Source organism: Larkinella sp. (genome assembly GCF_965227735.1).
Taxonomy (GTDB): Bacteria; Bacteroidota; Bacteroidia; order Cytophagales; family Spirosomataceae; genus Larkinella.
Genome location: NZ_OZ245776.1, coordinates 5,483,463 through 5,508,460, shown reverse-complemented (window position 1 = coordinate 5,508,460; position 24,998 = coordinate 5,483,463). Strand labels below are relative to the sequence as shown.

Genomic DNA, 24,998 nt, shown 5'->3' with positions numbered 1-24,998 from the left:
ATTCAAACGGATTTTTAGTTATCCGTGCCAATCTGTCCCATCCGCGTTCCAATCACCACTCTAAACGAACATGGCCGAATTCGATTATAAACCAGAACTGGCGAAGGTTCCTCACGAACCGGGCGTATACCGGTATTTTGATGCATCAGGAGAAGTCATTTATGTCGGCAAAGCCAAAGATCTGAAAAACCGGGTCAGCAGCTATTTTGCCAAATCCAACCAGCATGACCGCAAGACCCTCAGGTTGGTCAGCCAGATTCGCAAGATCGAATTCACCATTGTCCATACGGAGTTCGACGCGCTGTTGCTCGAAAACCAGTTGATCAAGCGGTTCCAGCCCCGCTACAATATTCTGTTGCGCGATGATAAAACGTATCCGTTCATCTGCGTGACCAATGAGCGGTTTCCGAGTGTGATCACCACCCGTCGCATCGATCGGAAGATGGGTACGTTTTACGGGCCTTACGCCCAACTCCGGCCCATGTATACGCTGCTAGAGATGTTTAGCCAATTGTTTACGCTCCGGACGTGTAACCTCAATCTGACACCGGAAAACATCGAAGCCAAAAAATTCAAGGTGTGTCTCGAATACCACATCGGGAATTGCAAAGGACCCTGCGAAGGACTCGTCAGCGAGGCCGACTACCTGAAAGACATTGACCAAATCCATTCCATTTTGAAGGGAAATGTGGCACCAGCCCAGCAGTATTTCAAAGAACGCATGTTGGAATCGGCCAATCAACTGGCGTTTGAACAGGCACAGCAGTACAAGGAAAAACTGAACGTTCTGCAAAATTTCCAAAGCAAATCGACGGTTGTCAACCCCAAGATCTCGGATGCGGATGTATATACGATTGCCTCGGATGAGTCGGCAGCTTACATCAATTTCATGAAGGTGGTGAATGGGACCATCACGCAGACGAATACGGTGGAGGTCAAAAAGAAACTGGACGAAACCGATGTGGATCTGCTGACCATGTTGATTGTCGAATTTCGGACGCAATACGGCAGCGAGGCTAAGGAAATTATCACCAACATTCCGCTGGAGGCCGATCTGAAAGCCGAAATTACAGTGCCTCAGATTGGAGATAAGAAGAAGCTGCTCGATATGTCGATGAAAAACGTGCTGTATTTCCGGCGCGAACGGGCCGAGCGTGCAGCCGCCGAAGCCACCGGCAATGCCAGCAAAAAAGACCGGGTGCTGATTCGGCTGAAGCAGGATTTGCAGCTCAAAACCTTACCCAACCGCATCGAATGCTTCGATAACTCCAACATTCAGGGAACCAACCCGGTTTCGGCGATGGTTTGCTTCATCGATGGAAAACCGTCACCCAAGAACTACCGCCATTTTTCGATCAAAACCGTGGTCGGTCCCAACGACTTTGCGTCGATGCACGAGGTCGTTTCCCGGCGGTATATCCGCGTGCTGGACGAACAAAGCGGTCTGCCTGACCTCATTGTGATCGACGGAGGGAAAGGCCAGTTGAGTGCCGCCTGCGAAGCGCTGAAGGAGTTGAATCTGTATGGTCAGGTACCGATCATTGGTATTGCCAAGCGACTGGAGGAGATTTACTTCCCGGAAGATAGTCTTCCGCTGTATATCGATAAAAAGTCCGAATCGTTGAAGTTGATCCAGCGTATTCGCGACGAAGCGCACCGGTTTGCCATTACCTACCACCGCGACAAACGCAGCCGAAACAGTTTGATCAGTGAACTGGAAAACATTGAAGGCATTGGCAAAAAAACGGCGGCTAAACTCCTGAAATATTTCAAAGGCGTGAAAAAGATCCGGGAAGCACCGATCGATGACATTGTAACCGTCGTGGGAGCCGACAAAGCGCAGAAAGTCAAGCAATACTTCGAGACGATCGATCAGGTGTGATCAGTAGACAGGAGAATAAAGACAAGAGAATAAAGCAGGAGCGCTGACTTTCAGCCATAACAAAAAAGGAAGCCTGGGCTCCCTTTTTTGTTATGGCTGGATTGGGATTAATATTCCCACAAACCGTGCTCCTGCTCCATCAACTGCTGTTCGAGTTGATAAGACTTCAGCAAGCCTTCCCGTTCGCTACCGTACTGACCGATCAGGTCACGGTCTTTCGGGTTCGACACTTTGTAAATCCGTCCGTAGAACAACCGCAGGTCAAAGGCATCAGCCAGGTTCTTATGCTGGGCCTGATTCTGTGAGTTATACCAGATGAATTTCTTCGGATCACTGCGGAACAGTTTGTCCAAATCTTTGTATTTGAAATAGGCCACCTGCGTTTCCAGACCCGATGGACTTTTATCGGCCGGAATCACAATGCCAACGGTTTGGATATCGTAATACAAGCGGGAGCGTTTGCGATCGAAAACCCAGTCTTCCTTGATATCCAGAACACTGTATTCGTCGCTCAGCCGTTCGATACCGGTAAACGGATTCGCCTTTGCCATCGCGCTTGAATCCACTTTTGGCACTTCCGGAACTACCGGTGCGGGTTTTACCGCCTTTTTACCTTTGGTATTTTTGGCCGTTGTTTTTTTCTTGGGAGCAGGTGTTCCCCAGCCGTCATCTACCGGCTTAGCCTTAGCGGTTTGCGGAGCGGGCGTTCCCCAACCATCGTCGGCCGGCTTTTTAGCTGCACCTTTTTTATCTTTGGAAGCATCGCCCCAGCCATCGTTTGTCTTGTCTTCGTTGCCAAAACCGGCGGCTCTCTCCTCTGCCGTCAGGGTAGCGCCTTGTTCGGGTGCAGCCAGTTTTTCAGCAAATTTTTCAACTTGCATCGGCGTATTGACCGAATCATTGGGATAGGCAACCAGAACCCCGGCTTTCACGGCATCAATCAGGTATTTGGTAATCTGATTGTTCTTTGAAAACATGGCCTGATTCTGCTTTTCGTTCAGATCGACCCGACGCCATAATGTTTTCTTCATCATGACATCATTCTCGTTGATCTCCCGAACCGACAATGGATTGGTTTTCGTATTGTCTCTTTCCTGCGCCTGTGCCACCCCTCCTGCCATTACTGCCAATACAGCAGCTACTGCTACGCTTCCCGCCTGTTTCATGACCTTGTGCTTTTTGCGTTTATTCTTCACAATAACGAACTGATTGTCAGCTATCGTACTGATTAATTCAAATTAATTTGATATACCTTCTGAATGACGGGAACATCACTGATCTCTCCCCGAAAGTTACGGCGTTCGACGCCTTCAACCTCGATAACATACCGCATACCTGGTTGGGCATCAGCCGCCAGGGCGCCAACCGAACCCCCGTTTGGCCCTAACGAAACCGGAGCCCCGATGGGACGGCCCCCCTGCGCCAAACGAACCGTGAAGCCTTTTACCCGGAAATTAGCATCGTCCGGCATAAAGTTTTTAAAGCTTTCATCCGGAATCGCCCGAACCTGAATACTCCGTACGCTGGATACCGGCATCCCCCGGCGCTCGTCGATTTCGGCCCCACCGGCATAGACCCGCAAGGTCGGGCGAGGCACCCGGTTCACCTTGAACTGATTGGTTCCCAACAGGCTACCGCCGTTGTTGACGTTCAGGCTCACCTGAGCCGAAGTTGGAATAACTGTAATTTTGCCCCGCTCTCCGCTGGTTAAAACCGCTGCGCCATTGGCCGTAAACGACGGGTTCCACAAAGCACCCAACTGCGGACTCTGAATGCTCAGTTTGTTGGCGCAACCCAGATACAGCGGAGGCATGGAAGCCGTTTCGATTTCGTAAGAGGGTTTCGCTACAAAGTATTCCTGGTTGAAATTAACGGTTTTCATGCCGTCCGGTGCCTGGTAACTGATAGCTCCAACTAAACTCCGTTTGGCCAGCCCGTTTTTATCGTAGGTTCCGCCCTGCGCCGTAAATTCAATTTTACCAACGCCATCTTCCACCCGAACCGCACCACCATTCAGGCTCATACGGGGAGAAATTCCGCTCGACGAAGCCGCCAGGAACATTTCACCCTTGAACTTGGTACCGGCCACAACCACTTTTGACTCCATGCTGACCCGGGCCAGAATCTTGTCAAATTTGATGTCCTGCGCGCCTACTTTACTCGCCAGATAGTCCAGGATTTCACCTTCCATCCGCCGGATGTCCGACTGACGCTGACTTAACACAGCCAAAGCTGCCGGAACCGGCGTTTGTTCAAAGTTCAGCTCGGCAAAATCCTTGTTGCGTTGTTCTTTAGAACGACTGGCGATTGGATCGTCTTTGGCATCAGCCGCCAATGGCGTGAATTTGGCGTTGGGATTGTATTTCTGAAGTTGCTGGGTGAACTGGTTCAGTCTTTCTTTCAGTTCATAGGCTTTCCCGTTTTTGCGGCCACCCACCATGATAATCCCAACCTTGTCTTCTTCGTTCGGGTTTTTCAGCCGACCTTCTTCATCGAGTCCGCCACCCGCTTCTGTGATTAACTGCTGTTTCACCGTTTCCAGTTCGTCCACAATTTTGGAGGTCATGGTCCGGACTTCTTCCGCCTGTTTCACGACGGCCACATCGGCGGCCCGGTTTCCTGATTTATCAACGGTGGCCTTGATATTGTCTAACGTGGATTGGTTGATGCGGTTTGCAGAACCCGTCGACGTTTCCAGACTGCTATTCAATAAGATAAATTTCTCCAGTAAAGCCGAACTGACTTGTAAGGCCAGCATCGCGGTCAATACCAGATACATCATCCCGATCATTTTCTGACGGGGTGTTTCTTTTGCGCCTGCCATTAGTTTATGGTAGAGTAACTTGTAATGTAGATAAAAAAGTGTCGCTTAAAGTCTATAGTTGGTATTTAACGATCCGATTGTAAGTCGTTAAATACCAACTTCTTTCCTTTTAACGATTATTTGGCACCATTTCCGCGCATGGCCGTCAACATACTGCCGTATACGTTGTTGAGTGACGACAGGTTGTTGGTCAATTTTGACATTTCGCTTTTGAACTGCTGCGTGTCACGGCTGGCTTCCGACATATTTTCCATCGCGCTGGTCAGATTGCCATAAAACGCATTCATGGCTTTCAGGTGCTTGTTGGTGTCCTGTAATTCCAGTTCGTACACGGCATTCAGGGCGCCCATGCTTTGGGTGATTTTCTGGAATTGCGTACGATATTCTTTGGCATCCTGCGTTGCATCAGCCATCGCGTTCATCGAAGTGACCGCAACGCCGTACGATTTGTTCATTTCGTTGATAGAGCTAGCCGCCTGCCGGACGTTCTGGGTGTATTCGCTGGTGGCAATCGTGGCATCCGACACGTCACGCATTTTGCCAACCGTATCCGTAAAGCTGCGCAAACCCGTTCCCAGTTTTTCAAAAATCTCCGGCGACACTTTCGCATCTGCCAGCATTTTATCCATATTGGCAGTCAAACCGTTGCTTTGCAAAGCCGGGCGACGTTGGGGCAATTCACCATCGTAATCGTCGGACAGTTCGGGATAAACCCGCTCCCAATCAGGCTCTTTCTGCGTTTTTTGAGCAAAGGTTTGAAAAGCAAACAAAACAAAGATCGCCACTTCGGTCAGCAGACCAATGGTTAAGATGGTGCCTCCACCCTCCCAGTGCTGAATTTTACCCAGTGCGCCGAGAATAACGACGGCAGCACCCAGACTATACATTGTCGGAAGGATTTTGTCAAAGAAAACACTCGAACCGTTACCGTTCTTTTTAGCCATGATTAAAGCAAAAATTAAATGGGTATTATGTGTTGTGTATAGGTATTAAATAGGGGTTGAGTCAATTCCATTCCGAAAACGAACCGGACTAACGGCGGGCTCCCCGGGAAGCTGTTCTCCCCTGCAGGTTGTCCATCACACACCGGAAGCCGATGTACGACCGTTTGTTATTTTCGAGTTCGTAATACCGCGTTCCTGTTTCCAGATAATACGCGATATCTTTCCAGGAGCCACCCCGCACCACTTTCCGGGGCTCGTCGGCGTTCTGGTTGTCGGGGTTCATGTCCCAAACGATGGCCGATGCGTTTTCGGCGTAGGCATCGCGGGTCCACTCGGCCACGTTGCCGGCCATGTTGTAGAGACCGTAATCGTTCGGATTGTAGGCATTGGCCGGGGCCGTGTACGGATAGCCGTCGGCGTCGAAATTTCCGCGTTGCGGTTTGAAGTTGGCCAGATAACAGCCTTTTCCATTGGCGACATACGGCCCACCCCAGGGATACTTAGCGGAGTTGTGACCACCACGGGCCGCCCATTCCCACTCTGCTTCGGAAGGCAGGCGATACCGGGGAGAAACAAACTGGCCTTCTTTCGTGCGGTAATCGTTGTAGAGGTTCGTGCGCCAGGTGCAGAAATACTGGGCTGCCTGCCAGCTTACCCCAACCACCGGATAGGTGTCGAATGCCGGGTGTGAAAAATAGTACTCCAGCATAGGATCCCCGTTGTGGTACGTAAAGTCGTTTTTCCAAACGGTCGTATCCGGGTAGAATTTCGTCATGATTTCTTCTTCGCCCAGCACCGAAACCGAATCGGTCAGTAGGGCATTGACAAACTGACGGTATTCGTGGTTGGTAATTTCCGTATCATCCATATAGAATGAACTGATCGTTACCCGCCGGTTCATGTTCGTCTGGGTCGCTGCTAAATCTTCATCGGCCTGTCCCATCATAAACGAACCCGACGGAACCAGCACCATACCATAAGGAGTGGTTTGTTTCCAGCCTTTTCGTCCATTGGCAGTGACTTCTCCATTGACAACGCCGACATCTTCGCCCTTGCCTTTTCCACCACCAAATTTGGATTTGATAAACCCGCAACCCTGCATCAGCAGAATCGTTGCCACCACCATCACCCCTCGGGCTGCGTTGCCGGTAAACCACTTGTTACTCATAGTTGTAGGGTACGTTAAAATCTGTTTCGCGTGCAAACCAGTCTTAGAACGAAAATAAAGCATTTTATTGTATACGTACATTTGAATTGATTAAATGCATCTATTATTCAAAAAAAGTACAAACTAACCTGCGATCAGTTCCATCACGTAGCCTACTAATTTTCTCAAAATTATCACTTTGGCCTTTAACAGCCTAACAATAATTACGCCAATCGTAGAAATGGCAACGGAGCAATGAAACGACGTCAGTTTGTGTAGTTGTTCTCTCAATAGCGGAATCGGGGCGTTCTGATGATCGGTTTACGGCCTGAGCGGGGTTCGGGAAGCGAATAAGACAATAATATTTCGTGCGAGGTCGGGCTTTTCGCGTCGCGGTTACTCACCACAAAATCGAACGCATACCCGAAGCGCAGGGCATTATTCCGGAGTAAACTAAGGCCGGCCGTCGCGGTGAACGCATCGCCCTGGCGGTAGCCAAAACCGACCCAGTGTCGCTTGTCGTACATGGCCAACGCGCTGACTTCGATCGACGAATACGTAGAGTTGGTGTTGAATTTGTAAATGGCTGATGGCATGATGTCGATGAGTTCATTCCACGCATACCGATACCCCGCCGTCAGGTACGCCGTTCGGTAAAGCGGATTGAGGCCCGTGTCGTTGCCCAGCTTGAAATCGGGCTGGGTCAGGTGTTTCATGCTGGCACCAATATAATAGGTGTCGGCATTGTAATAAACCCCCGCGCCCAGATCCGGCTGTGTCTGGTTGACGCGTCCGTTCTGAATCAGCGGATCGCCGGGATCATTGGGCCGAAACCGGTCATAATTGATCGACCGATTGTGAATACCGCCCTCTGCCCCAAACGAAAGCGTCCCCTTTTTCAGAGGCACCCGGAAAGCGTACGCAACCTGGACCTTCTGAAATCCCTGCGGGCCAAATGTTTCGTTCACTGCGTTTAAGCCGATCCCTCCCCGGATTTTATTCAGGGGCATATTAAACGAAAACAACTGGGTGCTGGGGGCACCTCCTTCGTCAAAAGTACCCTGATAACCAAGATATTGCGTCCGGTGTACCAACTGAAACCGGGTCACCCCTTCCGAACCGACTGCGGCTGGATTGTAGTAGACCGGATTGAACATATACAAGCTAAACTGCGGATCCTGATCCTGAGCCTGAACGTCCAAGGCCATCATGAAACAGGTCAAACCAAGCAGGACAACGTAAAACTTACGATTCATATACTATCAGAACAATCACCAGACTAATTTCAGAAAGCTGTCGAACGGATCAACCACCCATTCAGTCGTCAGACCTGCTTAAGCGCATGTTACCTATTAAACGGAGATTTTCCAAAAATATTGGTATAAAAAAAGAGACTCCATTAAACTCCGATTGCGCGGTCTGAATGACCTGCCGGATGCGAAAAAAATCACGGTCCTGGTTCATTCCGACAGCGCAATCGCTTTGCAGAGTCGTTGCCATCTAGTGGCTGTTGGCCTTCTTCATATACAGTTCCAGGGCACCCGCCATCGACGGGGCATTGGGCAGGGGAGCTTCAATGTCCAGAATAAAACCGGCCTCCGTAACGGCCCGCGCCGTGGTGGGGCCAAAGGCCGCCATACGGATGCCGTTTTGGGTAAAATCGGGGAAATTATGCAGCAGCGAATTGACACCGGACGGGCTGAAAAACGCAATGATATCGAACGAATGAATGTCCAGATCCGACAGGTCGGCCGGAACGGTTTCGTACATCACGGCTTCGGCCAGGTGCAAGCCGCTGGTGTCCATAAAATCCGGAATATCGTTGCCCCGGATGTTGGAACACGGAAACAGAAACTTCTCATTCTTGTGTTTCCGAATCAGGTCGAACAGATCGGCCGCAGTTTTATTGCCGGTAAAAATCTTCCGCTTCCGAATCACGATGTACTTCTGCAGGTAATTGGCGGTTTGCTCCGTCACGCAGAAATACTTCATATCGGCCGGCATTTCCAGTTTCGCTTCCTGACAGATTCGGAAGAAGTGATCGACAGCGTTACGGCTCGTAAAAATGATGGCCGTATGGTCGAGGATATTGATTTTCTGCTTGCGAAAGTCTTTGTAAGAAACGCCCTGAATCTGAATAAACGGACGAAAATCAATTTGCAGGTTGTATTTCCCTGCAATTTCAAAATAGGGCGAATTAGCGTCGGCAGGTCGGGCTTGGGTAACTAAAATACTGGCTACTTTGGTCAGCCTTTCCTGGTCGTACTTAGCAGAAATCTCACTCATCGAATACCTCGCGTTTTGTGTTTAAAGCTTGCCCACTGGCTACAGTGCGAACCGTACCCCAATGGTTAGCGGGATCAATTCAACGATGCAAAGGTACGAAAATAAATACAGATTTTTGATAACGGCTTTGTTTGCAATGACAACATATAACAGGGCCAGCCGGATGACGTAGAAGCCGACAAACGGCACAATCAGCCAGAGGCTGGGCCATGTATTGGTAGCAGCGGTGTTGGCGGCAATGGCGGCTACACAAATGGTGCCGCCCGTAAAAAAAATCAGGGAAGACTGCATAACCTTGAAGAAGTGCAAATTCACCACCTCTTCCAGCCGGTATAAGCCCCCAATGGTCACGATAAAAAGATATTTCGCCAGCAACAGAAAAAAGGCCAGAAAACTCAATTCAAAAAAAGTGAGGGTTAGATCCAGCAGCCCCTGCCCCCGCAGCAACAGGGCCCTCGACAGGAAAAGATCAATGTTTTTGCTCTGAATAATCAGGTATAAATACGCCGTGATGAACCCCAGATTCATCAAAAAAAGAAGATTCGTTCGGCTCAGCGGCCGGTTGACCAGAAACAATTCATCCCGAACCGTTACCGACAGCAAATCAGCCAGATTGAAAAACCGGAGGAAAGCCCGGTGGTGAAAATTGAATAAATACGCATTGACAGCCACAATGAACAGCAGGCAGAGCGTGAAAAAATTGGTGTACATCGACAGCCGACGGGGCAAAATACTGAGCCGGGTATCGGTCACGACCACGTCTTTCTGAGTGGCCGATTTCTGATGACCAATAAACACCAGCTTGTCTTCGACCCCGGGGCTCCCGTGGAGCGTCAGAAACAGTTCCGGTTTGCGGTAGGCGCGGTACAAACTGTCCAGGTTCAACACCAGCCAGTCATTGGCCACCAGTTTGTGTTTGAGAGCTGCGTCAATGAAAAGATAACCATCCTGCCGGGTCGAAATCAGTAGACTGTACCGGCGGTTGCTTTCAATATCCAGAAAAAAACTAACGGAGGAAACCAGGGCGTGCTGTTCGTCGATGAAAGGCACGTAGGATTTGTAGGACTGGTCATAGACCAACCAGTCGTTGCGGAAGTCGTGGACGGGAAAAAACTGTTGATTCGGCCCGACTCCCTGTGCAATACTTCCCAACGCCCACAAAACGAGGGCCAGGGTGGACAAAATGAAACGAATCCGCACAAAAAAAGAATGAGGAACGATGACGGAGTCGCCGATGCGGTTGGCTAATGCATTCATAATCCATCACCGCGCGGGCGGCCCCGTCATCATTCTCTTTTAGTTCTTCCCGATGGCTTTCAGCATCGTTTCACCAATCAGGGCTGGTGATTCGACGACGTGAATACCGCATTCGGACATAATACGCATTTTGGCGGCTGCCGTGTCGTCCGCTCCACCGATGATGGCGCCCGCGTGGCCCATCCGGCGGCCTTTCGGGGCAGTTTGTCCGGCAATGAACCCAACGACCGGTTTACGGTTTCCGTCGGCTTTGATCCAGCGTGCGGCTTCGGCTTCCATGCCTCCGCCAATTTCGCCGATCATCACGATGCCTTCGGTTTCGGGGTCGTTCATCAGCAGTTCAACCGCTTCTTTGGTCGTTGTTCCGATAATCGGATCACCGCCAATTCCGATGGCCGTGGTCTGGCCAAGTCCGACTTTCGAAAGCTGATCAACGGCTTCGTAGGTCAGGGTACCGGATTTGGAAACAATGCCGATGGTGCCTTTTTTGAAGATAAAACCGGGCATGATACCCACTTTACACTCCTCGGCGGTCATCACACCGGGGCAGTTCGGCCCAATCAGCCGGACGTCTTTTCCGGTCAGATAGTCCTTGGCCACCATCATATCTTTTGTCGGAATTCCTTCCGTAATGCAGATAATCACCTTGATACCGGCATCAGCAGCTTCCATGATGGCGTCAGCGGCAAAAGCCGGTGGTACAAAAATAATCGAGACATCGGCCCCGCCCTTTTCAACAGCTTCCTTCACGGTGTTGAATACAGGTCGGTCGAGATGGGTCTGCCCGCCTTTGCCCGGAGTCACTCCGCCAATGACGTTTGTACCATACTCGATCATCTGTTGAGCATGAAATGAACCTTCAGAGCCCGTAAAGCCCTGGACGATAACCTTGGAATTTTTGTTAACTAATACGCTCATGATGAATGAAAAGCTGTGCTATGCGTGTGAAGGTATAAGCCCTTGGAACCGGCGCAAAAGTAGAGGGAAATGGCTAAAGAACAAAGTTATGAGTTATGAATGATGAATGATGAGTGGCTTACCCCTCATTCATCGTTCATCATCCATCATTCATCATTCTAGTCTTTTGCCTTTTTCCCCGAAAAATTGTTATTTCCAGCATGAACCTTTCAAACATGGTGTCAGATGCCGTCCTGGCTTTCACGGGTATCTGGGTTTTTTGGCGGTATTTTATGGAATTAAGCTGGTATAACCGGATATTGTGGGGACTCTTTCTGATTACCATTTCCGTGACGGCCCTGATCGGCATATTCGTGTTTGCGGGTATCCAGGGCGTGGTGCCGCTGCACCGCTCACTGGAAACGCTGGCGGCCAGTTTGGGGGTTGTTTGTGTCATTGTCGGGGTATGGGGCCTGATTCTCAAGCAGAAAATTACGAGATCCGGTTTTTTCGTCACCGTCACGCTCGGCATCGCTTTATTTCTGCTGTTGCTGCTGAGTCCCACCATCCGGGCCTTTGAGCCGGTGATACCGTCGATGGGCATGGTGATCGTGCTGCTGATCGCGTTTCTGGGCGTTGTGCGCCGGGACTCCCGCGCCACCTGGGTGGTGCTGGCCGTGATGATTCTGGCCCTGGCGACCCGCGTGGGTCAATCAAAAAATTTACCCATTCATCCCATCGATTTTTACCACTATACGCTCTCATTATCATTGCTTTGCTTTGGAAAATCGGTTCAAAAGACGGACGCGGAGAACCGGTCGGGAAGAAAGTAATTTTAGAGAGCGGGGTTCCGAATCCTACGGCGGACCGTTTTTTTTGGCTAACTTGCCGACATGGATAACTTCGTTGTCTCGGCCCGGAAATACCGTCCGGCTACCTTCGATACCGTCGTCGGACAGGCACATATTACGACTACACTCAAGAACGCGATTTTAACCAATCACCTGGCGCAGGCATTTCTGTTTTGCGGACCACGGGGGGTTGGAAAAACGACCTGCGCCCGGATTCTGGCCAAAACCATCAACTGCCAGAACCTCGGAAAAAGCGAAGCCGTCGAACCGTGTGACCACTGTGACTCGTGTGTGAGTTTTAATCAGAATGCGTCGTTCAACATCCATGAACTCGATGCGGCTTCTAACAACTCGGTGGAAGATATCCGGAACCTGATCGATCAGGTGCGCTATCCGCCCCAGTCGGGTCAGTATAAAATTTACATCATCGATGAGGTTCACATGCTGTCGCAGGCCGCTTTCAACGCGTTCCTGAAAACACTGGAAGAGCCTCCCTCCTACGCCATTTTCATTCTGGCGACCACCGAAAAGCACAAAATTCTGCCGACGATTCTGTCGCGTTGCCAGCTTTTCGACTTCAACCGGATTCAGCCGCGCGACATCGCCGACCATCTGGCCAGCATCGCTCAGAAAGAAGGCATTCAGACCGAATACGAAGCCCTGGAACTCATCGCCCAGAAAGCCGACGGCGGTTTGCGGGATGCGCTTTCGATGTTCGACCTGAACGTTACCTTCTCGGAAGACCGGATTCTGCGCTACAAAGAGGTGCTGGAAAACCTCCACATCCTCGACTACGACTATTATTTCCGGCTAACGGACCTGCTGCTGGCGGGAAATCTGCCGCAAAGTATGCTGTTGTTCGACGAAATTCTGCGGAAAGGGTTCGATGGTCACCAGTTCATTGTCGGACTAAGCGAACACTTCCGGAACCTGCTGGTTTGCAAGGATGTAGCGACCATCCAGTTGTTACAGGTGACGGAAAGCATTCAGCAAAAGTATTTGCAACAGGCCGCCGAATCGCCCCTGAGTTTTCTGCTTTCGGCCCTGAGCGTCGGTGCGCAGTGTGACCTGAATTACAAGTCGGCTAAAAACCAGCGGCTGCACGTGGAAGTGTGCCTGATGAAACTGGCGAATCTGCCCAATGTGCTGGACATCCATGCCGTACCGGTTTTAACCAGCCATTCGGAACCCGGCGAAACCCGGAACCCGGAACAGGCTGAAAAAAAAAAGGACAGCTCAGCCGACAGTAGCCCTTTAGCCACAAACCGGGAACCCGTCGCCCTGCCGTCGCACACCAGCGAACCTACAAACGGCTATCATCCCCAGCCGAATGGCAACGGAACCGCCAAACCGCTCCCGGAAAGGAGTCCGGTGATCGCTGAGATTCCAAAACCGGTGAGCAGTAAGCTCCGAACCACGTCTAATCTGGTCTCCGTCGAACGGCCGGTGGCCACGATTGCGGATGCCGTCGCAACGGCTTTGGCCGAAGCTCCCGAAATGCCAAAGGTGGACAAACCGTTCACTTTTGAGGAGTTACAAACCGTCTGGCAAACGTACGCCCGGATGCGCGATCATCAGGACGGTTCGCGAACGGAGCAGGTGATGCTGAACCGCGAGTTTCGCCTGGAAGGCACCATGATCCACATTGCGCTCGACAATTCCCTGCAAGCCAACCTGTTAAACGACTTGCGTCAGGATTTGCTGACGTATCTCCGGCGGGAACTGCAAAACAGCCAGATTCAGCTGACCGATACCATTGCGCTCCAGGAAACCCGAAAAATGATTTATACGCCACAGGACAAATTCAATTATCTGGCCGAAAAAAACCCGGCCCTCCTGGAGTTGAAACGGACGCTGGGCCTGGATGTTGACTATTAAAACGCTTCCTTCGGATTTTCCACCAGAATTTGCTTCCAGTCTTTCTTCGTAAATCCCTTTCGGTTTAGAACCGGCATCAACTGGTTGAACAAAACCGTATAATCCCGACCGATGGAGCCACCGTCGGGTTGCGCGGGATCGTACCAACCGGCGTCGTGGGAGAGCAGCGTTCGGTGTAAAAACCGGTTTTCTTTCATCAGGAGCAGGGTATCGGCGTACTGACTCACATTTTTCCCGTCCAAACCGTCCAGACTCACCCAGGCGCCTTCCCGAACGGCGCGGGCGTAATGCACCATGTTTTGGCCCTGCGCATGTACCCACACGAACGCCGATGGATCGACTCCTTCCTGTTTCAAAATCTCAATCTGTTCAAAAGCCGGGACATACGGCCCGGTATGCGAACAAATGGTCAGACCGGTGCGTTTGTGTGTCCGGGCGGCTGCCGTAATGAGTTTGCGGTGCAGTTCCGACAAGGGACCGGGGTTGACGCCGATTTTTAGGAAAGCGGGTCGGATGCCGGTTCCTTCAATGCCATTCTCAAACTCCGCCACCCAGCGGTCCGCCAGTTGGTCGGCGGTTTCGGTCCGGGCGTGGGCGGGCAGGTATTTGTCATTCGAGGCTCCGTAATAACCGGTGTTGGTCAGGATTCTGACTCCTGATTTCTCCGATAATTCTTTCAGCAACAGAGGGTCCCGACCCAGGTAGGCGGGCGTACAGTCGATCAGCGTCTGGACGCCCAGCTTCCGCAGCGTTTGCAAATACGGCAGCATTTTTGCCACCACATCGGGCCGTTTCCAGCGCTCCGGACTGATCTGGTCAGCCCCGATAAAATCGACTAAAATGTGTTCGTGAATGAGCGTCAACCCCAGTTCCGACGCCCGAACCGCACCGGTTACGGTGTTGATCGTCGTTTTTTTTTGAAAAACCGGCCAAAGCCCGGCGGCAAGTGATGCTTTCAAAAAGGTCCGACGTTTCATCAGAGTCGAATGGGCGGTTAGGATTTTAAAAACTTCCGGGCTTCCTGAATAGTCGACTTGTATTCGGCCATGCTCAACACCTTTTTGTACATGGACTTCGCCCGGTTCCGGTCGCCGGACTGGGCCGAGATCCGGGCTAAACCGCTGTAGGCATGGGCCGTAAACTCCTTGGCAAAGACCTCGTCCACCGGTAATTTCAGGGCACTCTGATAGTTCTCGGCAGCCAGTTTGGGATTGCCGTTCATTTTTTCTTCGGTGATGCCTTCCAATACTTTTACCGGCATAGCCAGAAATTTCTGGGGAAGGTTCCGCAGCCGTTCGATGTAGGCCTGGGCATCGCGGTAGCGACCCGACTGCACCAGCGCTTCGGCACATCCCAGCGTAAAGATCGGGTTTTGCGGGTATTTATCCGCCAGCGGTTTCAGAAGCAGGGCCGCGCGGGCCGGTTGGCTCTCGTGTTTCAGGTAAATATGACCCAGGTAGAGCGCGGTTTCGGTCCGGGTAAAAACACCCCGGCGCACAGCCGTTTCCATCTGCTTCATACCCAGTGCCATATCGCCATTCTGAAAAAAAAGCAGCAGCGGTTTCGACACCGGATGATCCAGCGGATACCGCTCAATGTAGTAATTATAAAGCCCGGTCGAGAAATAAAATTCCGGATTTTTGTCCATCAGTTTAAATCCCTTCCGCAAATAGCTATACGCCTTCTGCGCTTCACCCACGGCTTTCATCGTCTCGTTGTCGTAATGGTTTTTCATCGCCAGATAGCCGTGTGAAGCCAGCGAAAAAAAGACGCCTTCCGGATCGTTTTCATTGCGATCCAGCATTTTTTTTGACAGCGCAATGCCCTGATTCAGGTAGTTGACATACTGTGCGGTAGCATTTTTGTTTTCTTTGAGCGGCAGATATTGCCAGTAAAGCTGGATGGCTTTCATCACCGGCACCACCGGATGCTGGGGATATTTGGCTTTCACCTGCCGGATGTAGTCATCCGCTTCATCGAATTCGTAGTTGTAAATTTTATCGGTAGCCTTCAAAATAATCTGCTGAATACCAGCGTCGTCGAGTATCTGGGCGAGAGCCGGCAAAGGGCCCGATAAGAAAAGCAGGAGCCAGAATTTTTTCATGGGAAGGTGTGTTCACGAGTTACGGGAATGTTCTTTTTTGAAGAATACAATTAGACCCTTACTTTTGTTAGTTCTCAAAACGCCTAACGACACCCCCACCGAAAAAGTTTGCCATGATTCGATTCGCGCATTTTGTGTTAGATAACGGTTTAAAAGTCTACGTTCACGAGGACCCGACCAGTCCGATGGCGACAGTCAATATTTTGTACAATGTCGGGTCGCGCGATGAAGATGCGGGGAAAACCGGGTTTGCGCATTTGTTCGAACACCTGATGTTTGGCGGCTCCCGCAACATTCCGAGCTACGACGAACCACTGCAAAAAGTGGGGGGCGAAAACAACGCATTCACCTCGCCCGACATCACCAACTATTACATCACGCTCCCATCGGCCAACCTCGAAACCGCCTTCTGGCTCGAATCCGACCGGATGCTGGGTCTGTCGTTCGACCCGACGGTTTTGGACGTGCAGCAGAAAGTGGTGATCGAAGAATTCAAGCAACGTTACCTCAACCAGCCCTACGGCGACGTCTGGCTGAAACTCCGCCCACTGGCCTATCAGGTGCATCCGTATCAGTGGGCCACGATTGGTAAAGACATTAGTCACATCGAAACAGCGACCCTGGACGACGTAAAACACTTTTTTTATACGCATTACCTGCCGAACAATGCCACGATGGTGGTGGGCGGAAACGTCACGCTCGAACAGGTCAAGCAACTGTCGAAAAAATGGTTTGAGCCCATTCCGGCGGGCAAGGTTCACGCGCGCAATCTGCCGCAGGAACCGGTGCAGACCGAAGCCCGGTTTCTGGAAACCGTGGCCGAAGTTCCCCTCAATGCGCTCTACAAAGTATACCACATGCCGGGTCGTTTCGCGGATAATTACTACTGCGCCGACCTGCTGAGCGACGTGCTGGGCCGGGGAAAATCGTCGCGGCTTTACCAGAAACTGTTGAAAGAACAGGCGCTTTTTACCGGTATTTCGGCGCATTCCACCGGCTCGCTGGACCCCGGTTTGCTCGTTATCAGTGGTTCACTGAATCAGGGTGTTTCACTGGAAGAAGCCGATGCCGCTATCGAAAGCGTTGTGAATGAAATTGTTAGCCAAACCGTTCCGGAAGACGAACTGACCAAAGTGAAGAATCAGGCGGAAGCGACGCTGGTATTTTCGGAGGTAGAACTGCTGAACCGCGCCATGAATCTGGCGTATGCGGCCAATGCCGGCAATGCGGACTGGGTGAATCAGGAAACGGAACGGATTCAGGCCATTACGCCCGACGACATCCAGTCGACTGCGCAAAAACTGCTCCGGAAAGAAAACCGCTCGACTTTGTATTATCGGGCCGCCTAGGCCATTCAGTATGAAAATCCGCGTAGGGCAAGGATACGATGTACACCAGTTAGCCGAAGGCCGGGAATTCTGGCTCGGCGGCATTTTAATTCCGCACACACACGGTGCGCAGGGGCATTCCGATGCCGATGTGATTTGTCACGTGCTCTGTGATGCCTTGCTGGGGGCCGCCAATCTGCGGAACATCGGCTACCATTTTTCAGACAAAGATCCGCGCTGGAAAGGCGTTGACAGCAAGCTGCTGCTGGCCGAGGTGATGCGGATGATTCGCGAAAAAGAGTATGAAGTTTCGAACGTCGATGTGACGGTGGTGTTGCAGGAACCGAAGTTAAATCCGTACATTCCGGCGATGAAAACCTGCCTGTCGGGCGTTATGCAAATCCCGGAAGATGATATTTCCATCAAGGCCACCACTTCCGAACACATGGGCTTTGTGGGGCGAAAAGAAGGCATTGCGGCTTTTTGCGTCGCGTTGATTTATTCCTGAGTTGGTACTGAAACCGTTTCATTTACACTCATTGACCCGATAAACGATGCTTTTACCTCTGCGAAATCTGCGCTACCTCACCGCGCTTTCTGCGTTTTCTCTCCTCATCCTGTCGGCCCGCGCGCAGCCGAAAGTAGCAACCGCCAACGGCCCGATCGATTTTGAAGAGTATGAACCGGTTTCGACCCTGAAGACCCCGGAACATAAAATCACCCGCGCCAAATACCCGTTTATCGACGTTCACAACCACCAGTATGACATGGACCGGACGGATTTACGGAAACTGGTGACCCAGATGGACAGTCTGAACATGGGCATCATGGTCAATCTCAGCGGACGCGGTTTTACGTCGAACGTAGCCGAAAGCAGCACGTTCCTCAGTAATGCGCTGGCGAATGTGCAGAAGTCGTATCCGAAGCGGCTGGCGATTTTCACCAACATCAACTTCGCCAATCTGGGCGAACCCGGCTGGACGGAAAAGGCCGTCAAACTGCTGGAAGACGACATCAAAAACGGCGCAAAGGGCCTGAAAATCTATAAAAGCCTGGGCTTCAACGTGAAGGATACGGAAGGGAAACGCGTTCGGGTAGACGATCCGCGTCTGGACGCGATCTGGGCCAAATGCGGTCAGTTGGGCGTTCCGGTTCTGATCCATACGGCCGACCCAAAACCGTTCTGGGACCCAATGGACCGTTTCAACGAACGCTGGCTGGAACTGAAAACGCATCCTGGCCGGAAACGGTCGGAAAACAACCCGGTTTCCTGGGAACAACTGATTGCCGAACAACACAACGTATTTCGCAAACACCCGAAAACGACATTCATCAACGCTCACATGGGCTGGTATCCGAACGATCTGGTGAAACTCGACAGTCTGATGAAGGTGTTTCCGAACATGCTCGTCGAAATCGGTGCAGTCATTGCCGAACTCGGTCGCCAGCCCCGGGCGTCGCGGAAATTCTTTGAAAAATACCAGGACCGGATTCTGTTTGGGAAAGACAGTTGGGTGCCGTCTGAATACGCGACGTATTTCCGCGTGCTGGAAACCGACGACGAATATTTCCCGTACCACAAAAAATACCACGCCTTCTGGCGCATGTACGGCATGGCGTTGCCCGACGAGGTGCTGAAAAAAGTCTATTACAAAAATGCCCTGCGGATTATTCCGGGCTTGGACAAATCGCAGTTTCCGAACTGATTAGCATGCTAAAAATCACCCACATCGACGTTTTTAAGCTTAATATTCCCCTGAAGGCTCCGATCGCCATTTCGTTGGGAACGATTGAAAACGCCCGGAATCTGCTCGTCCGGATTCACGCCGATGGGTTGGTGGGTTGGGGTGAAGGCTCGCCGTTCTGGATGATTGTCGGCGAAACGCAGGAAACCGGTTTTGCAGCCGCCCGCGATTTTGCTAAACTGCTGATCGGCCAGAATGCATTGGATATTGAAGGTAATCTGAACCGGCTGGACGCTTACCTGCCCAACAACCCAACGGTGAAAAGTGCGTTCGATATGGCGCTGTACGATCTGGCGGCCCAGGCCGCCAGAATGCCATTGTATGCTTTTCTCGGTGGGGAACGGTTTACACTGGTTACCGACGAAACGATCTACCTCAATGCGCCGGAACGCATGGCTGATGACGCCATTCGGATCAAAGAAAAAGGCGGTTTAGCGATCAAAGTGAAGCTCGGCACCAACCAGCGCGACGACATCCGGCGCGTGGAAGTGATTCGGGAAGCGGTGGGCGACGGCATTCCGATTCGGACGGATGCCAACCAGGGCTGGAATTACGTCACGGCGGTCAATGTGCTCAGAACCATTCAGGATTGGAACATCGAATACTGCGAACAACCCGTCAAGCATTGGGCCATTGCCGACCTGAAGCGCCTTCGAACCAAAACGACTGTTCCCATCATGGCCGACGAATCGCTGTTCAGTCCCCGCGATGCCCTGCGGCTGGTGCAGGAAGAAGCCGTCGATTACTTCAACATCAAGTTGTCGAAAAGCGGGGGAATCTTTAACGCCCTGAAAATCAATACCATTGCTGAAGCAGCCAGCATCCCGTGCATGATCGGCTGCATGTCGGAATCCCGGCTGGCCATCACGGCCAAAGCGCACTTTGCTTCCGCCCGCCGGAACGTTTCATTCTACGATCTGGATGCGCCGTTCGAACACGCCGACGACCCGGTTTTGGGAGGGGTTACGTACCGGGGTTACGAAATTGATTTGCCAACCGGGCCGGGAATCGGGGCCACTATCGACGAAACCTTTCTGGCTGGTTTGGAGAGCGTTAAGATTCGCTAGTTGAATAGGATAGTGATCATCACACCGTTTAATTTTTGACCAGCCCACGGTTCAAACCGTGGAACAACGAAGAATACAATTGGAATGGAATGCAACCGGAAACGCAGGTATCGTGAACAAAAACCCACGGTTAAAACCGTGGGCTGGTAAAAAAACGATCTTCGTACAGACTTTGGGGATTTTTTAAATCGCCTTACACTTCCTCCGCCTGCAACTGCTTCTCGTACAGTTCCCGGTAAACGCCGTTGGCCGCCAGCAACTCCTCGTGGGTGCCGTGTTCAACGACTTCGCCTTCGTCGAGCACCAGAATTTTATCCGCCAGCTTAGCCGACGAAACCCGGTGGGAAATCACGACGGAGGTACGGTTTTCCATGATCCGGTGGAGGTTGTTCAGAATGATGTTTTCGGTGTTGGTATCCACTGCCGATAAACAGTCGTCCAGAATCAGGATTTTGGGGTCGCGGGCAATGGCACGGGCAATGGAAAGCCGCTGTTTCTGACCACCTGACAAGGTAACGCCCCGCTCGCCAATCCGGGTGTCGAACTGCTCGGGAAAAGCGATGATGTTCTGGTATAAATCCGCGTCTTTGATGGCTTGCTCTACTTTTTCCTGCGGCATGTCGGGCATCCCGAATTTGACGTTGTTGCTGATGGATTCAGAAAACAGAAACACCTCCTGCGGCACGTAGCCCATTTGCCTCCGAATGCTCATCAGGCTGTAATCCTTCAGCGGAATCCCGTCGATCAGGATTTCGCCTTCGGTGGGGTCATACATCCGCGTGAGCAGATTCGCCAGCGAACTCTTGCCCGAACCCGTTGTCCCCAGAATGGCCACGGTTTCGCCCGCTTTGACGTTCAGGTTAAAATCCTTCAGCGCGACAATGCCCGAATCCGGGTACACAAACCGTACCTTCCGGAATTCTATCTCGCCCACAATCTCCCGTTCCAGCGATTTTTCGGAAACCAGATCGGTTTTCACGGCCAGAAACTCGTTGATCCGTTGCTGGGATGCGGCCGCCCGCTGGGTCTGGCTCGTCGTCCAGCCGAGGGCCATCACCGGCCAGGTCAGCATGTTGACGTACAGGATAAATTCCATGATATTGCCCGGCGTCAGTCGCCCGGTCAGAATTTCCTGCCCACCGACATACACCACCAGCACGTTGCTGAATCCGACGAGCAGCATGATCAGCGGAAAAAACAGCGAATCGACGCGGGTCAGTTGCAGGGATTTCTGTTTATAGACATCACTTTCGGTTGTAAAATTGGCCGCCGAGTTGTCTTCGCGAACAAAAGCCTTGAGCACCCGAATGCCGGAAAATGCTTCCTGAACAAAGGTCGAAAGCCGAGAAAGGCTCCGTTGAATTTCTTCCGAGCGTTTGATGATGATGGTATTGACGACATAAATCGCAATGGAAAGAACCGGCAACGGCAACAGCACGTAGAGGCTCAGCCGGACGTTAATCGAAACCATGTAGCTGATTACCAGAATAAACAGCGTGATCAGGTTCAGCCCGTACATGATCGAGGGTCCAACGTACATCCGCACTTTGCTGACATCTTCGGAAATCCTGGCCATCAAATCGCCGGTGTTGTGCTGACGGAAAAAACTGAGGGGCAACGTCTGGTAATGCGCGTAAATTTCATTCTTCAGGTCGTATTCGATGTGCCGCGACATGACGATCAGCGTTTGCCGCACCAGAAACAGAAAGAAGCCTTTCAGGAGCGCCATCGCCAGAATCAGCAACCCGTAGAACAGAATGCTGAAAGCAAACACGTCGTAGAGATTGCTTTGCAGACGGCTGCCGTTGTAGAGAAAATAAATGTCGAGCGTTTCTTTCACCAGATCGAGCGAATACCGCACCAGCTGCGCCGGGATAATCCCGAACAGGTTGGAGATGATGGTGAAAGCGGTGCCCCAAATGAGGTACCACTTGTATTTCAGCAGGTATTTATTGAGGTGGGAAAGTGCTTTCACAAATCAGCAGGCGTCTTTCAATGAAACAAATACGGGTAATGGCTGGGTAACAGAAATCGGGCCGGAATAGTTTATCATGAAATTGCCCTGAACTGGGATTACACAGATTAAAGGATTATCTAGGATTATTGGAATCCGCTCTACTGAATCCTCTTAATCCTTTAATCTGTGTAATCCCGGTTCAAGACAAGTATAGTTCAAGACATTTTCCGTACTTTTGTAGCCAATTACCAATCTTCGAAATATCGAACCGAGTTCTTTGTTTCTTGCCGGACCAGAATGCTAAACAGACGTTTATTGCGGATTAAGGTCATGCAGGCTTTTTACGCCCTGCGCCAATCCGAATTATCCAATCGGCAGGCTGCTGTCGATACCATTACCGAAACTTTTCAGCGTGACCTGAATTCGATGGAGGTGCAGAACCTCCAGCAATTGGAAGGCTACCGCCGACTGGCTACGGTTTTGTTTGAAGAAGGACTAAAAGAAGGTAAACCGCCCGAAGAGGAGGAAATACCGCGGAAAGTGCAGGTAGCCGCCAACCAGGCCCTGGTGGATTACCGGAACAGCCTGACTAAAGAACGGACCCGGGTCTTGCAGGCGCTGGTCGATGACGTTCGGACGCTCGATAACTCCCTCATCCGCCTGCTGAGCCTGCTCCTGGAGCTGGCCCACGTGGCACAGATCGACCGGGAACGGACCTATAAAAACCTGGACACCCGCCAGATTGCCAAAGAGTCGGGGCTGGACAGCAACCGGATCATCAAGGCCCTGCGCGAACACAAACCGCTGGAGGTCGAGCAGATTCGCCGGAAAATCGAGTGGGGCGACGACCGTCAGATGGTGCGGACCATCTACAACGATGTGCTGAAAGAAGACGACGTGTACCGCACCTACTGCGAATCCGAACAGCATACGGCCGACGAAGACCAGCAACTGGTGCAGCACGTTTTGCGGAATGTGTTGTTAAAGCAAGAACCGGCCCGGAGCTTTTTCGAGGAAATGGACCTGAGCTGGTCCGAAAACAGCGAAATTGTGCGGAGTATGGCCATCAAAACGCTGAAATCCGTGCAGGGGCCGGAAGGATTGAAACTCGTGGCGCTGACCGAAGATTGGATGGAAGACCGGGATTTTCTGGAAACACTGTACAAGAAAGCCCTGGAAAACGACGCCGAATATGAGAGCCTGCTGGCCGAGCAACTGACCAACTGGGATGTGGAACGGGTGGCACAACTGGACAAAATTATTCTGAAACTGGCACTCGCCGAGTTGCTGAATTTTCCGAATATTCCGGTAAAAGTGACCATCAACGAATACATCGAACTGGCAAAGCTGTACAGTACGCCCAAAAGTGGCAAATTTGTCAACGGTATTCTGGACAGTTTATCCGAAAAATTAAAAACCTCCGGCCAGCTTCGCAAAAGCGGCCGTGGGTTGATGGATAATAAATAAGTTTACCCGTGTGCCCCCAACCCCTGAAGGAGGCTTTATGCATCAGGATTGAAAAGCCCCTTCAGGGGTTGGGGGTAATTTAATTCAAATACGATTATGAGCAGAACAAGTCAAACCCTGATTGCCTTTGTAACGGGATGCGTAACCGGTGCCGCACTGGGTCTACTCTATGCGCCCGAGAAAGGAGCCGTTACCCGTGACCGGTTAACCTATCGTTTGTCAAAATACCGCGAACAACTTCGCTACCTGCTGGATGATGTGTTAAGAACCGATAAACTCCCCGAAAGCCTGGCCAAAACCGAGGGCGAGCGGGTCGTGAGCGACGCCCGCGAGAAAGCGGAAAAATTGCTGGAAGACGTCGATCGTCTGATGGCGCAGATCAAGCAGCAGGGCGCATAACAAGCCTATTTACCGGTCAGGAAGTCGGTTTCGACTGAGAATCGAACCCCTTCCTGACCCTTCATTTCGTTTAAAAAAGTAATGAAAAACTTCCTCCTCAGCCTGGTTCTTCTCGCCGGTGTTACGGCCTGCAACCAGACCCAGAAAGACTCAACGAAAGAGCTGTCGGGCAAAATGCCTAAAATGGTGTTCACCGACACGGGTGTTTACGACTTTGGCGACATTACCGAAGGTGACACCGTATCGCGGAATTTCAAGTTCAAAAACGAAGGTGAATTTCCGTTGATTATCAACAACATTCAGGCTTCCTGCGGCTGTACGACGCCCGAATGGCCTAAAAAACCGATCGAGCCCGGCCAGGAATCATCCATCAAAGTGCTGTTCAACAGCCAGGGGAAACGGGGCGTTCAGAACAAAACCGTCACCGTTTACGCCAACACGGACCCGGCCTACAGCGAACTCGCTTTCCGCGTGATGGTGAATCCCCGGGATTCCAGCACCGTCAAAACCGCCCAGTAAGCCATCGGCTGTTCAGTAACTGATCCACGCATCCCATCAAACCCATTCATTTTAAACCATTATTCGTTCCCATGAATTTCCCTTCTATTCTAGCACAAGTACCGGGCGGCTCGTCCAATTCCATGGTCTGGAACATCGTCCTGTGGGTCGGTATTTTTGTGGTGTTCTACTTTTTCATGATTCGTCCGCAGCAGAAAAAGCAGAAGGATCAGAAGAATTTTATTGAGAACCTGAAAAAAGGCGACGGCGTGGTCACCATTGGCGGTTTACACGGCAAAGTATACGCCGTAGAAGGCACGACGGTGGTAGTGGAAGTGGACAAAGGCGTGAAACTGACGTTCGAAAAAACCGCCATCTCCCGCGAAGCAACGGTCAAATTACCGGCGTAATGCTAACGAATGATGAATGTAAAATGAGTAATGATGAATGTAAAAGTGTTTAACGCG

22 protein-coding genes are annotated in these 24,998 nt (G+C 51.4%); 11 read left to right on the top strand and 11 right to left on the bottom strand.

Annotation, left to right across the window (positions count from 1 at the left end; genetic code table 11):
* Positions 1-70 precede the first annotated feature (70 nt).
* Complete coding sequence (gene uvrC / locus ACO064_RS21550) at positions 71-1,882, top strand: excinuclease ABC subunit UvrC (protein WP_421829287.1); 1,812 nt, start codon at positions 71-73, stop codon at positions 1,880-1,882.
* A 107-nt stretch (positions 1,883-1,989) separates the two neighbouring features.
* Here uvrC and gldN read toward each other — a convergent pair whose 3' ends face one another.
* The 8 genes from gldN to sucD form a co-directional block, all read right to left on the bottom strand.
* Positions 1,990-3,048 (bottom strand): gliding motility protein GldN, encoded by a 1,059-nt coding sequence (gene gldN, locus ACO064_RS21545; RefSeq protein ID WP_421829286.1) that lies wholly within the window; start codon positions 3,046-3,048, stop codon positions 1,990-1,992.
* A 62-nt stretch (positions 3,049-3,110) separates the two neighbouring features.
* Positions 3,111-4,706, bottom strand: a complete 1,596-nt coding sequence (gldM, locus tag ACO064_RS21540) for a gliding motility protein GldM (protein ID WP_421829285.1) — start codon at positions 4,704-4,706, stop codon at positions 3,111-3,113.
* Positions 4,707-4,822: 116 nt separating this feature from the next.
* Positions 4,823-5,650: a gliding motility protein GldL gene (gldL, locus tag ACO064_RS21535; RefSeq protein ID WP_421829284.1), complete on the bottom strand. Its 828-nt coding sequence runs from the start codon at positions 5,648-5,650 to the stop codon at positions 4,823-4,825.
* Positions 5,651-5,738: 88 nt separating this feature from the next.
* Positions 5,739-6,818 carry an SUMF1/EgtB/PvdO family nonheme iron enzyme gene (locus ACO064_RS21530; protein ID WP_114404119.1) on the bottom strand — a complete coding sequence of 360 codons (1,080 nt, stop codon included), beginning with the start codon at positions 6,816-6,818 and terminating at the stop codon, positions 5,739-5,741.
* Positions 6,819-7,084: 266 nt separating this feature from the next.
* Positions 7,085-8,053, bottom strand: a complete 969-nt coding sequence (locus ACO064_RS21525) for a type IX secretion system membrane protein PorP/SprF (protein WP_421829283.1) — start codon at positions 8,051-8,053, stop codon at positions 7,085-7,087.
* 244 nt (positions 8,054-8,297) lie between these two features.
* On the bottom strand, positions 8,298-9,083 hold the full coding sequence (locus ACO064_RS21520) for a uroporphyrinogen-III synthase (RefSeq protein ID WP_114404121.1): 786 nt from the start codon (positions 9,081-9,083) through the stop codon (positions 8,298-8,300).
* 39 nt (positions 9,084-9,122) lie between these two features.
* Positions 9,123-10,340 carry a DUF4271 domain-containing protein gene (locus ACO064_RS21515; RefSeq protein WP_421829282.1) on the bottom strand — a complete coding sequence of 406 codons (1,218 nt, stop codon included), beginning with the start codon at positions 10,338-10,340 and terminating at the stop codon, positions 9,123-9,125.
* Between the two features lie 39 nt (positions 10,341-10,379).
* The gene (gene sucD / locus ACO064_RS21510; protein ID WP_114404122.1) at positions 10,380-11,258 is read right to left on the bottom strand and encodes a succinate--CoA ligase subunit alpha; all 879 of its coding nucleotides are present in this window, start codon (positions 11,256-11,258) and stop codon (positions 10,380-10,382) included.
* Between the two features lie 200 nt (positions 11,259-11,458).
* On the opposite strand from sucD, the gene ACO064_RS21505 reads away from it, so the two are divergent.
* Positions 11,459-12,070 (top strand): DUF6962 family protein, encoded by a 612-nt coding sequence (locus ACO064_RS21505; RefSeq protein WP_421829281.1) that lies wholly within the window; start codon positions 11,459-11,461, stop codon positions 12,068-12,070.
* A 60-nt stretch (positions 12,071-12,130) separates the two neighbouring features.
* Positions 12,131-13,966 carry a DNA polymerase III subunit gamma/tau gene (locus ACO064_RS21500; protein WP_421829280.1) on the top strand — a complete coding sequence of 612 codons (1,836 nt, stop codon included), beginning with the start codon at positions 12,131-12,133 and terminating at the stop codon, positions 13,964-13,966.
* Here the strand turns inward: ACO064_RS21500 and ACO064_RS21495 are convergent.
* Together ACO064_RS21495 and ACO064_RS21490 are read right to left on the bottom strand one after the other, a co-directional pair.
* Positions 13,963-14,943 carry a phosphotriesterase family protein gene (locus tag ACO064_RS21495; protein WP_421829279.1) on the bottom strand — a complete coding sequence of 327 codons (981 nt, stop codon included), beginning with the start codon at positions 14,941-14,943 and terminating at the stop codon, positions 13,963-13,965. The genes ACO064_RS21500 and ACO064_RS21495 overlap by 4 nt on opposite strands.
* Before the next feature lie 17 nt (positions 14,944-14,960).
* The gene (locus tag ACO064_RS21490; RefSeq protein ID WP_421829278.1) at positions 14,961-16,070 is read right to left on the bottom strand and encodes a tetratricopeptide repeat protein; all 1,110 of its coding nucleotides are present in this window, start codon (positions 16,068-16,070) and stop codon (positions 14,961-14,963) included.
* Between the two features lie 113 nt (positions 16,071-16,183).
* On the opposite strand from ACO064_RS21490, the gene ACO064_RS21485 reads away from it, so the two are divergent.
* Genes ACO064_RS21485 through ACO064_RS21470 form a run of 4 tightly spaced genes read left to right on the top strand, consistent with a single transcriptional unit; the run spans position 16,184 to position 20,210 of the window.
* The gene (locus tag ACO064_RS21485) at positions 16,184-17,419 is read left to right on the top strand and encodes a M16 family metallopeptidase (protein WP_421829277.1); all 1,236 of its coding nucleotides are present in this window, start codon (positions 16,184-16,186) and stop codon (positions 17,417-17,419) included.
* A gap of 10 nt (positions 17,420-17,429) precedes the next feature.
* Positions 17,430-17,906, top strand: coding sequence for a 2-C-methyl-D-erythritol 2,4-cyclodiphosphate synthase (gene ispF / locus ACO064_RS21480; protein WP_421829276.1), 477 nt, complete (start codon positions 17,430-17,432; stop codon positions 17,904-17,906).
* Between the two features lie 46 nt (positions 17,907-17,952).
* Positions 17,953-19,104 carry an amidohydrolase family protein gene (locus ACO064_RS21475; RefSeq protein ID WP_421829275.1) on the top strand — a complete coding sequence of 384 codons (1,152 nt, stop codon included), beginning with the start codon at positions 17,953-17,955 and terminating at the stop codon, positions 19,102-19,104.
* A 5-nt stretch (positions 19,105-19,109) separates the two neighbouring features.
* Complete coding sequence (locus ACO064_RS21470) at positions 19,110-20,210, top strand: mandelate racemase/muconate lactonizing enzyme family protein (protein ID WP_421829274.1); 1,101 nt, start codon at positions 19,110-19,112, stop codon at positions 20,208-20,210.
* Between the two features lie 193 nt (positions 20,211-20,403).
* Here ACO064_RS21470 and ACO064_RS21465 read toward each other — a convergent pair whose 3' ends face one another.
* Complete coding sequence (locus tag ACO064_RS21465; protein ID WP_421829273.1) at positions 20,404-22,185, bottom strand: ABC transporter ATP-binding protein; 1,782 nt, start codon at positions 22,183-22,185, stop codon at positions 20,404-20,406.
* Between the two features lie 279 nt (positions 22,186-22,464).
* On the opposite strand from ACO064_RS21465, the gene nusB reads away from it, so the two are divergent.
* The 4 genes from nusB (at position 22,465) to yajC (ending at position 24,941) form a co-directional block, all read left to right on the top strand.
* Positions 22,465-23,634 (top strand): transcription antitermination factor NusB, encoded by a 1,170-nt coding sequence (gene nusB / locus ACO064_RS21460; protein WP_421829272.1) that lies wholly within the window; start codon positions 22,465-22,467, stop codon positions 23,632-23,634.
* A 96-nt stretch (positions 23,635-23,730) separates the two neighbouring features.
* Positions 23,731-24,033: a YtxH domain-containing protein gene (locus ACO064_RS21455; protein WP_114404132.1), complete on the top strand. Its 303-nt coding sequence runs from the start codon at positions 23,731-23,733 to the stop codon at positions 24,031-24,033.
* 81 nt (positions 24,034-24,114) lie between these two features.
* Positions 24,115-24,552, top strand: coding sequence for a DUF1573 domain-containing protein (locus ACO064_RS21450; protein WP_421829271.1), 438 nt, complete (start codon positions 24,115-24,117; stop codon positions 24,550-24,552).
* A 71-nt stretch (positions 24,553-24,623) separates the two neighbouring features.
* On the top strand, positions 24,624-24,941 hold the full coding sequence (yajC, locus tag ACO064_RS21445) for a preprotein translocase subunit YajC (RefSeq protein WP_114404134.1): 318 nt from the start codon (positions 24,624-24,626) through the stop codon (positions 24,939-24,941).
* Positions 24,942-24,998 lie beyond the last annotated feature (57 nt).

Coding starts and splice junctions, on each gene's coding strand:
- uvrC (WP_421829287.1), top strand. CDS start 71: ATGGCCGAATTCGATTATAAACCAGAACTGGCGAAGGTTCCTCACGAA.
- gldN (WP_421829286.1), bottom strand. CDS start 3,048: ATGAAACAGGCGGGAAGCGTAGCAGTAGCTGCTGTATTGGCAGTAATG.
- gldM (WP_421829285.1), bottom strand. CDS start 4,706: ATGGCAGGCGCAAAAGAAACACCCCGTCAGAAAATGATCGGGATGATG.
- gldL (WP_421829284.1), bottom strand. CDS start 5,650: ATGGCTAAAAAGAACGGTAACGGTTCGAGTGTTTTCTTTGACAAAATC.
- ACO064_RS21530 (WP_114404119.1), bottom strand. CDS start 6,818: ATGAGTAACAAGTGGTTTACCGGCAACGCAGCCCGAGGGGTGATGGTG.
- ACO064_RS21525 (WP_421829283.1), bottom strand. CDS start 8,053: ATGAATCGTAAGTTTTACGTTGTCCTGCTTGGTTTGACCTGTTTCATG.
- ACO064_RS21520 (WP_114404121.1), bottom strand. CDS start 9,083: ATGAGTGAGATTTCTGCTAAGTACGACCAGGAAAGGCTGACCAAAGTA.
- ACO064_RS21515 (WP_421829282.1), bottom strand. CDS start 10,340: ATGAATGCATTAGCCAACCGCATCGGCGACTCCGTCATCGTTCCTCAT.
- sucD (WP_114404122.1), bottom strand. CDS start 11,258: ATGAGCGTATTAGTTAACAAAAATTCCAAGGTTATCGTCCAGGGCTTT.
- ACO064_RS21505 (WP_421829281.1), top strand. CDS start 11,459: ATGAACCTTTCAAACATGGTGTCAGATGCCGTCCTGGCTTTCACGGGT.
- ACO064_RS21500 (WP_421829280.1), top strand. CDS start 12,131: ATGGATAACTTCGTTGTCTCGGCCCGGAAATACCGTCCGGCTACCTTC.
- ACO064_RS21495 (WP_421829279.1), bottom strand. CDS start 14,943: ATGAAACGTCGGACCTTTTTGAAAGCATCACTTGCCGCCGGGCTTTGG.
- ACO064_RS21490 (WP_421829278.1), bottom strand. CDS start 16,070: ATGAAAAAATTCTGGCTCCTGCTTTTCTTATCGGGCCCTTTGCCGGCT.
- ACO064_RS21485 (WP_421829277.1), top strand. CDS start 16,184: ATGATTCGATTCGCGCATTTTGTGTTAGATAACGGTTTAAAAGTCTAC.
- ispF (WP_421829276.1), top strand. CDS start 17,430: ATGAAAATCCGCGTAGGGCAAGGATACGATGTACACCAGTTAGCCGAA.
- ACO064_RS21475 (WP_421829275.1), top strand. CDS start 17,953: ATGCTTTTACCTCTGCGAAATCTGCGCTACCTCACCGCGCTTTCTGCG.
- ACO064_RS21470 (WP_421829274.1), top strand. CDS start 19,110: ATGCTAAAAATCACCCACATCGACGTTTTTAAGCTTAATATTCCCCTG.
- nusB (WP_421829272.1), top strand. CDS start 22,465: ATGCTAAACAGACGTTTATTGCGGATTAAGGTCATGCAGGCTTTTTAC.
- ACO064_RS21455 (WP_114404132.1), top strand. CDS start 23,731: ATGAGCAGAACAAGTCAAACCCTGATTGCCTTTGTAACGGGATGCGTA.
- ACO064_RS21450 (WP_421829271.1), top strand. CDS start 24,115: ATGAAAAACTTCCTCCTCAGCCTGGTTCTTCTCGCCGGTGTTACGGCC.
- yajC (WP_114404134.1), top strand. CDS start 24,624: ATGAATTTCCCTTCTATTCTAGCACAAGTACCGGGCGGCTCGTCCAAT.